A 14275-nucleotide genomic window follows, 5' to 3' on the forward strand; every position below is an offset into this window, starting at 1 on the left:
ACTGAGCAGGCTCAGACCAGCTCCGCGCCCTCGACCAGAAAGCGCACGCGCCGAACGCCTTGCCATTCGTCGGCGTCGAGCCGGAACGCGAGTTTCACGCGCGCCGGCAGCGGCTCGGTGTGGCCGAACCAGATGCCGTCGACCGGCTGGCCCTGGTGCTTCAGCTTGAGGGCCAGGTGCTTTTCGCCGACCAGGCGTTGCGACACCACCTCGACCTCTTCGCTGAAGGTCGGTGGCGCAAAACCCTGGCCCCAGACTTCGCGGTGCAGGGTGTCGACCAGATCGACGCGCATGTACTCGCGCGCCAGCGGCCCGTCGGTCTCGATCTGCCGGGTGAGCGCTGCGGCGGCCAGCCACTCCTGAGCGACCTGGGCCATCGCCTGCTCGAAGGTGTCGAAGTGCGCCTCGGCCACGGTGCAGCCGGCCGCCATGGCATGGCCGCCGAAGCGCAGCAACACGCCCGGATGGCGCTTGGCGACGAGGTCGAGTGCATCGCGCAGGTGAAAGCCCGGAATCGAGCGGCCCGAACCCTTGAGTTCGTGTTCCTTGCCCGGCGCGGCGCTGGCAGCGAAGACGAAGGTCGGGCGGTGAAGGCGATCCTTGATGCGCGAGGCCACGATGCCGACCACGCCTTCGTGGAACTCGGCGTCGAACACGCTGATGGCGGCCGGCGGCGCTTCGTTCTCGTCGAACAGCGACTCGGCCAGCAGCAGCGCCTGGTCGCGCATGCCGCCTTCGATGTCGCGCCGCTCGCGGTTGATGCCGTCGAGCGTGCGCGCCAGCTCGTCGGCACGGGCGGCATCGTCGGTCAAAAGGCATTCGATGCCGAGCGTCATGTCGGCCAGGCGGCCGGCTGCGTTGATGCGCGGGCCCAGCGCAAAGCCGAAGTCGAAGGTCGTGGCCACGGCCGCGGTACGGCCGGCGGCCTTGAACAGCGCGGCGATGCCGGCCGGCATCTGGCCGGCACGGATGCGGCGCAGGCCCTGCGCGACCAGGCGCCGGTTGTTGGCATCGAGCCTGACCACGTCGGCCACGGTGCCAAGCGCGACCAGGGGCAGCAGCACGTCGAGCTTGGGTTGGCCGGCAGCATCGAACACGCCGCGCTTGCGCAGTTCGGCGCGCAGGGCCAGCAGCACATAGAACATCACGCCGACGCCCGCGATGCTCTTGCTCTCGAAATCGCAGCCGGGCTGGTTCGGGTTCACCAGCACGTCGGCGGCCGGCAGTTCGGGGCCGGGCAGGTGGTGGTCGGTCACCAGCACCGCGAGGCCGCGCGCCTTGGCAGTGGCCACACCCTCCACGCTCGCGATGCCGTTGTCGACCGTGATCAGCATGTCGGCGCCCTTCGCGGCCACGCGCTCGGCGATCGGCGGCGTGAGGCCGTAGCCGTCGACCACGCGATCGGGCACCAGGTAGCTCACCTGCCTGGCGCCGAGCAGCTTGAGGCCGCGTACCGCGACTGCGCAGGCGGTCGCGCCATCGCAGTCGTAGTCGGCCACGATGCACAGGTGCTTGTCGTCGCGGATCGCATCGGCCAGCAGCACGGCGGCCTCGGCCGTGCCGCGCAGCGTGGCGGGTGCCAGCAGGCGGGCCAGCCCGTCGTCGAGTTCGTCCTTGCCCAGCACGCCGCGCGCGGCGTAGAGACGGGCCAGCAAAGGGTGGACGCCGGCCTGCTCGAGCGCCCACACGCTGCGGGGCGGAATGTCGCGCGCGATGATCTTCACAGCGTCTCCAGCACGGTGGCTGCGCGCGGGCGGTTGAACAGGCGCTTGACCCAGCCCGACAGGCCGCGCGGCCCGCCGGCGAAGCGCTGCGCATCCAGGTCGCCACAGAGGGTGAGCATCACATCGGCGCCGCGCTCGCAGTCGGCCAGCAGTTCGGCGACCGGGCCTGCATCGACCGCGGCCCAGGCCGCAGCCCAGCCCGCGCCATCGTCGTGCAGCGCCGGCATGCGCAGCAGGTCGACCACAGTCGGTGCTGCGCCTTCGGGCTGCATCGCTGCGGGCAACGCGCCGGTGCCGCTGAGCCAGAACGAGTTGATCGGCGGCAGGCCGCGCGCCGTGCGGTCGTCGTTCACGCGCTCGGTGTAGAGCAGCATCTGGATCTCGTTCTGCAGGCGGCGCAGCGGCCGGCCCGCGTCGGTGATTGGCGACCACTGCGAAATGGAGTTGCCGATGGCCCGGTCCAGCGAAGCGGTGGGCAGGCCGCGGAACAGCTCGCCGCTCGCCAGCCAGCGGCCGGGCAGGGCGCCGCCGTGCAGCTGGATGCCGTCTTCCTCGAACAGCGGTTGCGCCGCATCGCGCAGGCTTTGCGATTCAGCCGCGCTCAATTGTGTTTGCGCCGGCTCGCCCAGCACCACGTCGCGGAGGTCGACCTGCCAGTGGCACAGGTCGAGCCAGGCCCAGGCCGCGTCGCCTTCGCTGCCGGGCAGGCCGAGCGCGCGCGCTTCGCGGGCGGCCCAGGGGATGCAGCCGTCGGGTGCAGCGAGGCCGAGCGCGGCCGCCAGTGCGCGCTCATGGGGCGGCGAAAAGGTGCTGTCGTCCTGCGCATCGGTGCCGGCGGGCGCCAGGCGGGCGAGCAGGGCTTCGAGCTTCGGCAACTGCAGCCCCGGCGTCGCGGCACGGCAGGCGGGGGAACCCCGGCCGGCAAAGGGGATCAGTAGATGACGGGCTGGAGAGGTTTCGGCCATGGTTCCATTGTCCCGGAAGCCCACTCCCACCGGGATGCCACAATTCTTCCCCTATGCGACTTCCCTACGAACTGCAACTCGGCTGGCGCTACACGCGCGCCGGCCGGGCGACGCGGCGCAACGGCTTCATCTCCTTCATCTCCGGTGTCTCGATGCTCGGCATCGCGCTGGGCGTGGCCGCGTTGATCATCGTGCTCTCGGTCATGAACGGCTTCCAGAAAGAGGTGCGCGACCGCATGCTCGGCGTGGTGTCGCACATCGAGATCCTCTCGCGCGACGGCCAGGCGCTGCAGGAACTCGGCCCGATCATGGAAGCCGCACGCAAGAACCCCGAGGTGATCGGCGTGGCGCCCTTCATTGCCACGCAGGCCCTGATCGCGCGCGGCGAAGACATGAAGGGCACGCTGGTGCGCGGCATCGAGCCGCAACTGGAGCCGCAGGTGACCGACATCGCCACCACCGCGCAGAAGGGCGCGCTGGCCCGCCTGGTGCCGGGCGAGTTCGGCATCGTGCTCGGCGGCGAACTGGCGCGCTCGCTGTTCGTGCGGCAGGGCGACCAGGTCACGCTGGTGGCGCCGGGCGGCCAGGTCACGCCGGCCGGCGTGGTGCCGCGGCTCAAGCAGTTCACCGTGGTCGGCACCTTCGACTCGGGCCACTACGAATACGACTCGGCGCTCGCGATGATCCACGAGCAGGACGCGGCACGCGTGTTCCGCCTCGAAGGCCCGACCGGCATCCGCATCAAGCTCAAGGACCTGAACCTGGCACGCGAGGTGGCCGACCAGCTCGCCGCCACGCTGCCGGGCCAGTTCCTGATCCGCGACTGGACGCGCCAGAACAAGACCTGGTTCGCCGCGGTGCAGGTCGAGAAACGCATGATGTTCATCATCCTCACGTTGATCGTCGCGGTGGCGGCGTTCAACCTGGTGTCGACGCTGGTGATGACCGTGACCGACAAGCGGGCCGACATCGCGATCCTGCGCACGCTGGGCTCGAGCCCGCGCAGCATCATGGGCATCTTCGTGGTGCAGGGCGCGATGGTCGGCATGATCGGCACCGTGGCCGGCCTGCTGCTGGGCCTGGGCATCGCCTACAACATCGACGTGATCGTGCCCTTTCTGGAGCAGCTGTTCCACGCGAGCTTCCTGCCGAAGGACATCTACCTGATCAGCAAGATGCCGAGCGACCCGCAACGCAGCGACATCATGCCGATCACCATCATCTCGTTGATCCTGGCGTTCGCGGCAACGCTGTACCCGAGCTGGCGCGCGAGCCGCGTCAACCCTGCCGAGGCGCTGCGCTATGAGTGAGACGAAGACCTTCCAGTCGGGCACGGCCCAGCCCTATATCCGCCCGGTGCTGAAAGTCCGTGGCCTCACCAAGCGCTTCCACGAAGGCCGCATCGACCTCACCGTGCTGCACGGCGTGGACCTCGACGTGCGCGCGGGCGAAACGCTGGCCATCGTCGGCGCTTCGGGCTCGGGCAAGAGCACGCTGCTGCATCTGATGGGCGGCCTCGACGCGCCAACCACCGGCAGCGTCGAGCTGCACGGCAAGAACATCGCCGGGGTCGACGCGGCCGAGCAGGGGCGCCTGCGCAACCTGCACCTCGGCTTCGTCTACCAGTTCCACCACCTGCTGCCGGAGTTCAGCGCGCTCGACAACGTGGGCATGCCGCTCAGGATCCGGCGCGCGCCACCGGCCGAGGCGACCGAGGCCGCACACAAGATGCTGGCCGCGGTGGGCCTGGGCGAGCGCGTGCACCATCGGCCCGCGGAGCTTTCGGGTGGCGAACGCCAGCGCGTTGCGATTGCGCGTGCGCTGGTCACCCGGCCCGATTGCGTGCTGGCCGACGAACCCACCGGCAACCTCGACCGCAGCACCGCCGACACCGTGTTCGCGCTGATGCTCGACCTCGCGCGCCGGCACGGCACCGCTTTCGTGGTGGTCACGCACGATGAAACGCTGGCAGCGCGCTGCGACCGGGTGCTGCGGCTCACGGCTGGCCGGCTCACCAACGGCCCGGCCGCGCTCGCCGGCGCTACAGCACGAACGGAATGAAGCGCCGCGTGCCGCGCATGTAGGCGCGGTACGCCTCGCCGAAGTGCTGCAGGCACTCGCGCTCGTCGCGCACCGCGGTGACGAACAGCAGCACGGTCGCGGCCAGCACCAGGCCAAGGCCCAGCCACGAGAACTGCTTGAGGAACGCGCCCCAGGCCAGCAGCATGAGCGCCGTGTACATCGGATGGCGGATGTAGCGGAAGGCGCCGCTCGTCACCAGCGACGAGGTTTTCTCGAAGCCGTAGAGCGCCGCATCCGCGCGTTCCTGCGTGGGCTTGCCGAGCCGCTTGAGCAAGCGCACCGCGTGGATCGGCAGCCAGGCCGACGCGATCAGCAGCACCCACGACAGAAGTTGGTGTGGGGCGAGCGGGTCGCGATCCCACACCGGCAGGTTGAGCAGCACCAGAGCCAGGATGCACTCCCACGCAAAGAAGCGGTAGAAGCCGTGCGAATCCGTCTGCCGGAGCGCACCGCGCGACACATAGACCAGAACCGCGGAAAGAAGGACGAAGGCCAGCGCATGGAACAGCATGGAGGCCGAATCTACACGGCCGCCTGCCGGCGCTCCGCCAGTTCTGCGTCGGCTATGCCTTCGGCTTGTAGGCCACCACGTCGATCTCGACCTTGGCGTCGACCATCAGGCGCGCCTCGGTGGTCGAGCGGGCAGGGCGGTTGGCACCGAAGTAGCCCATGTAGATGCGGTTGAACGCACCGAAGTCGCGCGCATCCTGCAGCCACACCGTGGTCTTGCACACGTCGTCGAGCGTGGCACCGGCCAGCGCGAGCACGGTCTTCAGGTTTTCCATCACCTGGCGCGTCTGCGCCTCGATGCCGCCGACCACGATCTCGCCCTCGGCATTGGCAGGCACCTGACCCGACACATAGACGAAGTCGCCGGCCCGCACGGCCGGGGAGAACGGGCGCACCTGGCGATCCGATGCGGTGGGCGAGCCACCAAGAAATTCGAGCGACATGAAGACTCCTTGGAAGAGAGATTGAAATTCTATTTCACAAAATTACCCGGAACACCGGGTAAATACCCATGATTTGGCATGAATGATGCTTCAAAGTCCGCTCATTGTGAAAGTGTTTTTCAAACTGACGGCCCCACGAAGGAGTTTCTTCATGCTCGCAGCACCCTCCAAGCGCGCCTTCCTCGGCGCATCCCTGCTCGCCGCGCTCTGCGCTGCGGCGCCAGCGCAGGCGCAGGCGCCACGCAATTTCGCCACGCTGGCGATGGTGGCCGAGCCGCAGACGCTCGACCCGATGGCGTCGACCGCCGACCTGGTCGGAACGATCATGCAGCACGTCTACGAAACCCTCTACACCTTCGACGCCAAGTGGAACGTGGTTCCGATGCTGGCCGAATCGCTGCCCAAGGTGTCGGCCGACGGCAAGACCTATGCGATCACCTTGCGCCGCGGCGTGATGCTGCACAACGGGCGCGAGCTCAACGCCGACGATGTGGTCGCCAGCCTGCAGCGCTGGATGGAGCAGTCGCCGCGCGGCAAGGCCGTGGCCAAGGTGGTCGACAGTCTCCAGGCCAAGGGCCCGCTGGCGCTCGAGATCGTGCTCAAGGAACCCTATGCACCGCTGCTGTCGCAGCTCGCACTGCCGAGCGGCATGGCGGCCATCATGGCGAAGGATTCGATCGCGCAGCCGCTGAAAGACTTCGTCGGCACCGGCCCCTACAAGTTCAAGGAACGCAAGCCCGACCAGTACGTGCTGCTCACGCGCTTCGACAAATACAGCGCGCGCAAGGAACCGGCCAGCGGCTACGGCGGCAAGCGCGAAGCGGCGATCGAAGAGCTGCGCTTCGTGCCGGTGCCGAACGCCAGCACGCGCGTCGAAGGCTCGCTCGCCGGCCAGTACGACTTTGCCGACCTGCTGCCGACCGAGGCATTGCCGCGGCTTGAGAAGGCGGCCGGCAAGACGGTGCCGATCATGACGCCGGCCTTCGGCTTCCCCTACCTCGTGTTGAATACCAAGGAAGGCGTGGCCGCCAGCCAGCCCGTGCGCCAGGCGATCCAGATCGCGCTGGGCGAGGGCGAGATGCTGGCCGCGGGCTTCGGCGACACGCGCTTCTTCGTGGCCGAAGGCAACCACTTCCCGAAGGGCTCGCCGTTCTACGCGACCGGTGGCACCGAGCAGTACAACCAGCGCAACGCGCCGAAAGCCAAGGAAGCCGCCGCCAAGGCCGGCTACAAGGGCGAGACGATCCGCGTGCTCACCAGCCGTCAGTACGACTTCCACTACAACATGGCGCTGCTGATGGCCGAGCAGCTCAAGCGCGCCGGCTTCAAGGTCGAGCTGAACGTGGTCGACTGGGCCACGCTGGTGCAGCGCCGCAACGACTCGAAGCTGTGGGACATCTACATCACGCACTCGGGCCAGTTCCCGGAACCGATGCTCTCGCCGCCGCAACTCGGCGACGGTGCGCCCGGCTGGTGGGACACGCCGGCCAAGAAGGCCGCGCTGCAGGCCTTCAACGTCGAAAGCAACCCGGCCAAGCGCGGCGCGCTGTGGGGCAAGGTGCAGGAGGTCGTCTACACCGAGGTGCCCTACGTGAACGTGGGCAAGTTCAACGGCCTCTCGGCCAAGAGCCCGGCGCTCGACAACTACCAGCCTGCCACCTGGCCGTTCTTCTGGAACGCGAAGATCAAGTAAGGAGGAACAACGCCATGCCATCACGTCGCCAACTCCTCCAGGCCAGTGCGCTGGCTTCCGGTCTGGGTGCCCTGGGCCTGACCACCTCCATCTCGCAAGCGGCCACGTCCGGCCCCGTGTACGCCTACGTCGGCACCTACACCGACGGCGGCAAGCCCTGGCGCGGCGGACGCGGCCTCGGCGTGCACCAGTTCGTCGTGGACAGCACGACCGGTGCGCTGAAGCCCATCCCCGGCGCGCCGCCTGCCGTGGCGAGCACGGGGGACAACGCCAAGCTGCGCAACCCCGCGTCGCTGGCGCGCCATCCGGCGCTGCCGATGCTCTATGCCGCGAACGAGTTCGAGGCCGGCTCGGTCTCGGCCTTTCGCATCGGCGCGAATGGCGCGCTGTCGTTCGTTGCGGAAATGGCTTGCGGCGGCAAGGATCCGGCGCACATCAGCGTTCATCCCGACGGCCGTTTTCTGTTCACTGCCAACTACGCCAGCGGCGATGTCAGCGTGCTCGCGCTGCGCACCGACGGCAGCTTCGATGCGGACCGCGCCGCGGTCGTCTACAAGGATGTGACCGCCTGCGGCGCGACGCCCTGCAAGCCCGGCGCCGATGTGGTGCCGGCTGCGGCCCGCTCGCACGAGGGCTTTGCAACGAGCGACCACGACGGCCCGCATGCGCACATGGTGCACAGCGATCCCGGTGGCAACTTCGTGCTGGTGGCGGATCTCGGACTCGACCGCGTCATCTCGTACCGCTTCGACCGCACCACCGGTGTGCTCAGCCAGCCCAGCACGGTGGCCGTCTCCGAGAGCGCCGGCGCGCGCCACTTCTGCTTTCATCCGAACGGCAAGTGGCTGTACCTGGTGAACGAAGAGGCATCGACCATCGCCTTCATGCGCTACGACGGCAACGCCGGCGTGCTGACGCTGGTGAGCGAGACCTCGGCGCTGCCGGCCGGTTTCAAGGGCACCAGCTACGCCTCGGGCATCCGCATGCTGCCCGATGGACAGCACTTCGTGTCGCTGAACCGCCTGCACGACTCGATCTCGCTGTTCAGGATCGATCCGCGCAGCGGCGCGCCCACGCTGGTGCGGGAAGAATGGTCGCGCGGCAACTACCCGCGCAGCTGCACGCTCGACCCGAGCGGCAAGTTCCTCTACGTGTGCCACAACAAGCAAGGCGACAACGTGACGATCTTCCGCGTACAGAAGGGCGACATCAGGTTCACCGGCCAGTACGTGGCGGTCGGCAGCGCATCGGCCATCGAGTTCTCGGCGTGAGCATGCAAACCCCCAGGCTTGCCCACTTCGTGTGGCCGCCCACCCCCTTGCAGGGGGCACTGCCAGCGGCCCGGCGAAGCCGGTTCCGCGGCAGTTCCCGCAATGCCCGATATCGCATTGGAGGTCGCTGAGGCATGTTTCGCTATATAGCTTCCCGCGCCGCCGGCATGGTCGTCGTGCTCGCGATCGTGGCGGTGCTGGTCTTCGTGCTCACGCGCGCGGCGTCGGGCGACCCAGTGTCGGTGCTGCTCGGCGACCAGGCCACGGCGGCCGACATCGCCCGCGTGCAGAAGGAGTACGGCCTGGACAAGCCCCTGCCGGTGCAGTTCGGCTACTGGCTGCGCGAGGTGCTGCAGGGCAACCTGGGCCAGTCGATCTTTCTGCAGCGGCCGGTGACGCAGGCGCTGTGGGAGCGGGCCGAGCCGACCACGCTGCTGTCGCTGATGGCGGTGGCCATCGCCGCACTGATCGGCCTGCCGTGCGGCATCGTCTCGGCGGTGTACCGCGGCAGCTGGATCGACCAGCTCTTCACCGGCATCGCGATGCTCGGCGCGAGCATTCCGAGCTTCTGGTTCGGCATCGTGCTGATCCAGCTGTTCGCGGTGTCGCTCGGCTGGTTTCCGGTGTCGGGCTACGGCGCACCCGATGCGGCCCTGGCCGAGCGCATCCACGCGCTGATCCTGCCGGCCACGGTGCTCGGCATCCTGAACTCGGCGCTCATCATCCGCTTCACGCGGGCATCGATGCTCGACGTGCTGGGCGAAGACTACGTGCGCACCGCGCGCTCCAAGGGCCTGTCTGAAACCGTGGTGGTGCTCAAGCACGCGCTGCGCAATGCGCTGGTGCCGATCGTCACGGTTCTGGGCCTCACGGCCGCACTGATGATCGGCGGCGCGGTCGTCACCGAAACCGTGTTCGGGCTGCCGGGCGTCGGCAGCCTGGTGGTCAACGCCGTGCTGCGGCGCGACTACCCCGTGATCCAGGGCGCGCTGCTTGTCATTGCGGCGATCTACGTGCTCATCAACTTCTCGATCGACCTGCTCTACGCCGTCGTCGACCCCCGTGTGAAAGTCTGACCATGCAAATGCCTCGAATGTTGCGGCAACTGATGCACCGGCGCATCGTGATGGTCTCGGCGTTGGTGCTGCTGGTCATCGCGGTGCTGGCGATTGGCGCGCCCTGGTTCGTATCGGCCGACCCTAACGACACGGCCGTGCTGGATCGCCTCAAGGCGCCGAGCGCCGCGCACCTGATGGGCACCGACGAGCTTGGCCGCGACATGTACGCGCGCATCGTGCATGGCGCGCGCTACTCGCTGGCCATCGCGGCGCTCACGGCATTGGGCTCGGTGGTGTTCGGCACGCTGATCGGCCTGGTGGCCGGCTTCTTCCGCCGGCTCGACGCGCCGCTGATGCGTGTGGTCGACGCGATGATGTCCTTCCCCGACATCCTGCTGGCCATCGCGCTGGTCGCGATCCTCGGTGCCTCGCTCGGCAACGTGGTGCTGGCATTGGTGCTGGTGTACACGCCGCGCGTGGCCCGCGTGGTGCGGGCCTCCACGCTGGTGGTGCGCGAGCTGCTTTTCGTCGAGGCGGTGCGTGCACTGGGGGTGCGCACCTCGCGCATCCTGTGGCGCCACATCCTGCCGAACCTGATGTCGCCGATCCTGGTGCAGGTCTCGTTCATCTTCGCCTACGCGATCCTGGCGGAGGCGGGGTTGTCGTTCCTCGGCGTCGGCGTGCCGCCCGAGATCCCGACCTGGGGCACGATGGTCGCGGGCAGCCAGCAGTACGCGGATCGTGCTTTCTGGGTCGTGCTGTTCCCGGGGCTTGCGATCATCCTGACGGCGCTGTCGCTGCAATTGCTCGGGGACGGCGTGCGTGACCTCCTTGATCCCAAGTTGAAGAAGGCGGCCTAGATGCTTCTTCTTGATCAGTTCACAGGGGCTTGTTCGGGGCGGGATCACGCCGACGGCGTGCTCTGCTCCGCGAATGTCCCCCGGCCTGCGGCCTCCTCCTTTATTTCGCTGCGCAGAGCACACCATCGGCGTGATCCGTCAGAGCGGTGGTTCATCGCCGAACACAACGCAGCGTCACCCGTGCCGAGGGCATCGGGTGCTCCCCGCAGCGAAATAAAGGAGGAGCCGAAGGCGGGGGACATTCGCGGAGGGGAGTACCCGGTGTCCTCGGCACGCACCCCGAACAGCCGACCGCAATACAACCACCCGGCAACTCAACACGTCCGCGGGAGCCGCTGAAATGACGACCACCCCCCGCCTCATCGTCAACAACCTGAGCACCAGCTTCCCGACAGAAGACGGCCTTGTCCGTTCGGTGGCTGATGTGAGCTTCTCCATCCTGCCCGGCAAGACCACCGCCATCGTAGGCGAATCCGGCTCGGGCAAATCCGTCACCAGCCTCACGCTGATGCGCCTGCTGCCGAAAACAGCCAACGCACAGGTTCGTGGCGAAACCGCTTTCGTCACACGCGAAGGCAAGACCGTCGACCTGCTGACACTGGGCGCGCGCGAGATGCGCTCGCTGCGCGGCAACCAGCTGTCGATGATCTTCCAGGAGCCCATGACCAGCCTGAACCCCGTCTTCAAGATAGGCGAGCAGATCGCCGAAAGCGTGCGCCTGCACAAGGGCCTGGACCACAAGGCCGCCTTGGCCCACGCGCTGCGCATGCTCGACCTGGTCGAGATCCCGGCAGCAGCACAGCGCCTGCACGAGTACCCGCACCAGCTCTCGGGCGGCATGCGCCAGCGCGTGATGATCGCGCTCGCCATGGCCTGCGACCCGACCCTGCTGATCGCCGACGAGCCCACCACCGCACTCGACGTCACGATCCAGGCCCAGATCCTCGCGCTCATGCGAAGGCTGCAATCCGAAACCGGCATGAGCATCCTCTTCATCACGCACAACCTCGGCGTGGTCGCGCACCATGCAGACGACGTGGTCGTCATGTACGCCGGCCGCGTGGTCGAGCATGCGCCGGTGCGGCCGCTGTTCGCACAGCCCGAGCACCCCTACACGCAGGGCCTGCTGGCCTGCCTGCCGGGCAAGGCGGCGCGTGCCGGCCAGCCGCGGCCCAGGCGGCTGTTCGCGATCCGCGGCCAGGTCTCGAGCCCGCTCGCGCCACCGCCGGGCTGCGCCTTCGAGCCGCGCTGCGACCTGGCCATTCCGGCCTGCCGCGAGCTGATGCCGCCGCTGCTCTCCCTGCACCCGGGTCGCGAAGCGCGCTGCATCCGCGTGGCCGAATCCCTCAACCTGGCCGAACTGGCGAGGGTTGCATGAACGACATGACTGCAACGCCCCTGATCGAAGTGCGCCGCCTCAAGAAGTACTTCGGGTCCGGCACGCGTCCGGTGCGTGCGGTGGACGACGTGTCGTTCGCGATCCGCGCCGGCGAAACGCTGGGCCTCGTCGGCGAGTCGGGTTCGGGCAAGAGCACCATCGGCCGCACCGTGCTGCGCCTGGTGGAGCGCACCGACGGCGAGGTGTTCTACCGCGGCGAAGACATCGGCAAGTTCTCCGGCGAACGCATGCGCAAGCTGCGCAGCAAGCTGCAGATCATCTTTCAGGATCCGTACGCGAGCCTGAACCCGAAGATGCGCATCCGCGCGATCCTGGCCGAGGCGCTCTCCACGCACGGGCTGCACAAGGGCGCCGCCGCGCGCGACAAGCGCATCGCCGAACTGCTCGAAACCGTGGGCCTGCGGCCCGAGCACGCGAGCCGCTTCCCGCACGAGTTCTCGGGCGGGCAGCGCCAGCGCATCGGCGTGGCGCGCGCGCTCGCGGTGGAGCCCGAGTTCATCGTGGCCGACGAGCCGCTGTCGGCGCTCGACGTCTCGATCCAGGCGCAGGTCATCAACCTGCTGGCCGACCTGCGCGAGCGCCTGTCGCTCACCATGCTCTTCATCTCGCACGACCTCGACGTGGTCGAGTACCTGTGCGACCGCGTCGTGGTGCTGTACCTCGGCAAGGTGATGGAGGTGGCGACCACGGCCGCGCTGTTCGAGCGCCCGACGCATCCCTACACGCAGGCGCTGCTGGCCGCGAGCCCCAAGCCCGATCCGCTGCAGCCGACCGGGCACGTGGCGCTCAAGGGCGACATCCCGAGCCCGATCGCGCCGCCCTCGGGCTGCGTGTTCCGAACGCGTTGCCCGCACGCGATCGAAGCCTGCGCGCAGACCGTGCCGCCGCTGGTCGAAATCGCGCCGGGACATCATCGCGCCTGCATCCGCACCGATCTCCTGGCGCACACTGCCGCATGACATCCATGACCGAACCGAATACGAAAGACTTTCTCGACCCGCTGCTGGACAACGGCTACAAGGGCTACCCGCGCACGCAGCCGGCACGCCGCCGCAGCGACATCGGCGCCGCCGGCTGGAACATGCTGGCCGGCGACCTGCCGCTGCCGCTGGCGGTGCTCAAGCGCGAGGCGCTCGAACACAACCTGGCCTGGATGCAGGCGCGCGTGCGCGAGTGGGGCGTGGACTTCGCGCCGCACGGCAAGACCACGATGTCGCCACAGCTCTTTCGCCGCCAGCTCGATGCCGGCGCCTGGGGCATCACCTTCGCCACGGTCACCCAGCTCGCGGTCGGCGTGGCCGCAGGCGCGCGCCGCACGCTCATTGCCAACCAGGTGGTGAGCGACGAAGACCTCGGCGGCATCCAGCGGCTGCTCAGCGCCAACGAAGGCCTGCGCATCGTGTTCCTGATCGACTCGCCGGCGCAGCTGGCGCTGATCGACGACTGGGCCGCGCGCCATCCGGAAAGCGTGCCGTTCGAGGTGATGCTGGAGATGGGCATCGAAGGGGCGCGCACCGGCTGCCGCACGCACGCGCAGGCGGTGCAACTGGCCCGCAGCGCGCGCGAGAGCAGCGCGGTGCGGCTGGTCGGCATCGAGTGCTACGAAGGGCAGGGCGCGACCGGCGACAGCGCGGCCGACCGTGCCTACACCGACACGCTGATGGATCGCGTCGACGCCGTCGCGCGCGAAGCCGTGGCCAACGGCTGGTTCGAGTGCGACGAGGTGCTGGTGTCGGCCGGCGGCTCCGCCATCTACGACATCGTCTCGACCCGCCTCACGCCCGCACTCGGCAAGCCGGTGCGCGGCCTGCTGCGCTCGGGCTGCTACGTCACGCACGACCATGGCACCTACCAGCGCTACCAGGTGGCGATCGACGCGCGCCTGGGCTGCGATTGCGGCGAAAGCCTGCGCGCGGCGATGGAGGTGTGGGCCACGGTGCAGTCGCGGCCCGAGCCCGGGCTCGCGATCGTCGCGATGGGCAAGCGCGACGTGTCCTTCGACCTGTCGATGCCGGTGCCGATCGCACGCGCGGCCCGCGGCGCGACGGCGACCTCGGCCGTGCCGCCGGGCTGGCACGTCAGCGCGCTGAACGATCAGCACGGCTACCTGCGCTGGAATGCGGACGAGGAGGCGCTGGCGCCGGTGGTCGGCGAACGCGTCGGCTTCGGCATTTCACACCCCTGCACCACCTTCGACAAATGGCACTGGATGCCGGTGGTCGAAGACGACTACCGTGTGACAGACGCGGTGTCGATGCACTTCTGATGGC

General features: G+C 68.5%; 13 protein-coding genes. 9 read left to right on the forward strand and 4 right to left on the reverse strand.

Translation table 11 applies throughout. From position 1 onward, the window contains the following. Positions 1 to 11: 11 nt before the first annotated feature. Positions 12 to 1724 (reverse strand): single-stranded-DNA-specific exonuclease RecJ, encoded by a 1713-nt coding sequence (recJ, locus tag QTI05_RS13445; RefSeq protein ID WP_286621724.1) that lies wholly within the window; start codon positions 1722 to 1724, stop codon positions 12 to 14. Next, a complete protein-coding gene (locus tag QTI05_RS13450) occupies positions 1721 to 2689 on the reverse strand; it encodes a hypothetical protein (RefSeq protein ID WP_286621726.1) in 969 nt (322 codons plus the stop codon). The genes recJ and QTI05_RS13450 overlap by 4 nt, the downstream gene beginning before the upstream one ends. A gap of 53 nt (positions 2690 to 2742) precedes the next feature. Here QTI05_RS13450 and QTI05_RS13455 point away from each other — a divergent pair, with 53 nt between their 5' ends. Further along, positions 2743 to 3999: a lipoprotein-releasing ABC transporter permease subunit gene (locus tag QTI05_RS13455; protein WP_286539135.1), complete on the forward strand. Its 1257-nt coding sequence runs from the start codon at positions 2743 to 2745 to the stop codon at positions 3997 to 3999. Next, positions 3992 to 4750 carry a lipoprotein-releasing ABC transporter ATP-binding protein LolD gene (gene lolD / locus QTI05_RS13460; protein WP_286539134.1) on the forward strand — a complete coding sequence of 253 codons (759 nt, stop codon included), beginning with the start codon at positions 3992 to 3994 and terminating at the stop codon, positions 4748 to 4750. The genes QTI05_RS13455 and lolD overlap by 8 nt, the downstream gene beginning before the upstream one ends. Here the strand turns inward: lolD and QTI05_RS13465 are convergent. Together QTI05_RS13465 and QTI05_RS13470 are read right to left on the reverse strand one after the other, a co-directional pair. Beyond that, positions 4731 to 5282 carry a methyltransferase family protein gene (locus tag QTI05_RS13465; RefSeq protein ID WP_286621728.1) on the reverse strand — a complete coding sequence of 184 codons (552 nt, stop codon included), beginning with the start codon at positions 5280 to 5282 and terminating at the stop codon, positions 4731 to 4733. The two genes, lolD and QTI05_RS13465, sit on opposite strands and share 20 nt — an antisense overlap. A gap of 52 nt (positions 5283 to 5334) precedes the next feature. After that, a complete protein-coding gene (locus QTI05_RS13470) occupies positions 5335 to 5724 on the reverse strand; it encodes a RidA family protein (protein ID WP_286539132.1) in 390 nt (129 codons plus the stop codon). Between the two features lie 151 nt (positions 5725 to 5875). Here QTI05_RS13470 and QTI05_RS13475 point away from each other — a divergent pair, with 151 nt between their 5' ends. From QTI05_RS13475 to QTI05_RS13505, 7 genes are all read left to right on the forward strand, one after another. After that, a complete protein-coding gene (locus QTI05_RS13475; protein ID WP_286621730.1) occupies positions 5876 to 7417 on the forward strand; it encodes an ABC transporter substrate-binding protein in 1542 nt (513 codons plus the stop codon). A gap of 14 nt (positions 7418 to 7431) precedes the next feature. Further along, entirely contained in the window at positions 7432 to 8688 is a 1257-nt protein-coding gene (locus QTI05_RS13480) for a lactonase family protein (protein ID WP_286621732.1), read from the forward strand. A gap of 134 nt (positions 8689 to 8822) precedes the next feature. Next, on the forward strand, positions 8823 to 9764 hold the full coding sequence (locus tag QTI05_RS13485) for an ABC transporter permease (protein ID WP_286621735.1): 942 nt from the start codon (positions 8823 to 8825) through the stop codon (positions 9762 to 9764). A gap of 2 nt (positions 9765 to 9766) precedes the next feature. Beyond that, entirely contained in the window at positions 9767 to 10606 is an 840-nt protein-coding gene (locus tag QTI05_RS13490; RefSeq protein ID WP_286539128.1) for an ABC transporter permease, read from the forward strand. 340 nt (positions 10607 to 10946) lie between these two features. Then, a complete protein-coding gene (locus tag QTI05_RS13495; RefSeq protein ID WP_286621738.1) occupies positions 10947 to 11984 on the forward strand; it encodes an ABC transporter ATP-binding protein in 1038 nt (345 codons plus the stop codon). Continuing rightward, on the forward strand, positions 11981 to 12964 hold the full coding sequence (locus tag QTI05_RS13500; RefSeq protein WP_444812900.1) for an ABC transporter ATP-binding protein: 984 nt from the start codon (positions 11981 to 11983) through the stop codon (positions 12962 to 12964). Before QTI05_RS13495 ends, QTI05_RS13500 begins: the two co-directional genes overlap by 4 nt. Positions 12965 to 12969: 5 nt before the next feature. Continuing rightward, positions 12970 to 14271 carry an amino acid deaminase gene (locus QTI05_RS13505; protein ID WP_444812901.1) on the forward strand — a complete coding sequence of 434 codons (1302 nt, stop codon included), beginning with the start codon at positions 12970 to 12972 and terminating at the stop codon, positions 14269 to 14271. The last annotated feature ends 4 nt before the right edge of the window (positions 14272 to 14275 follow it).

This window comes from Variovorax fucosicus, assembly GCF_030316825.1.
Lineage (GTDB): Bacteria > Pseudomonadota > Gammaproteobacteria > Burkholderiales > Burkholderiaceae_C > Variovorax > Variovorax fucosicus.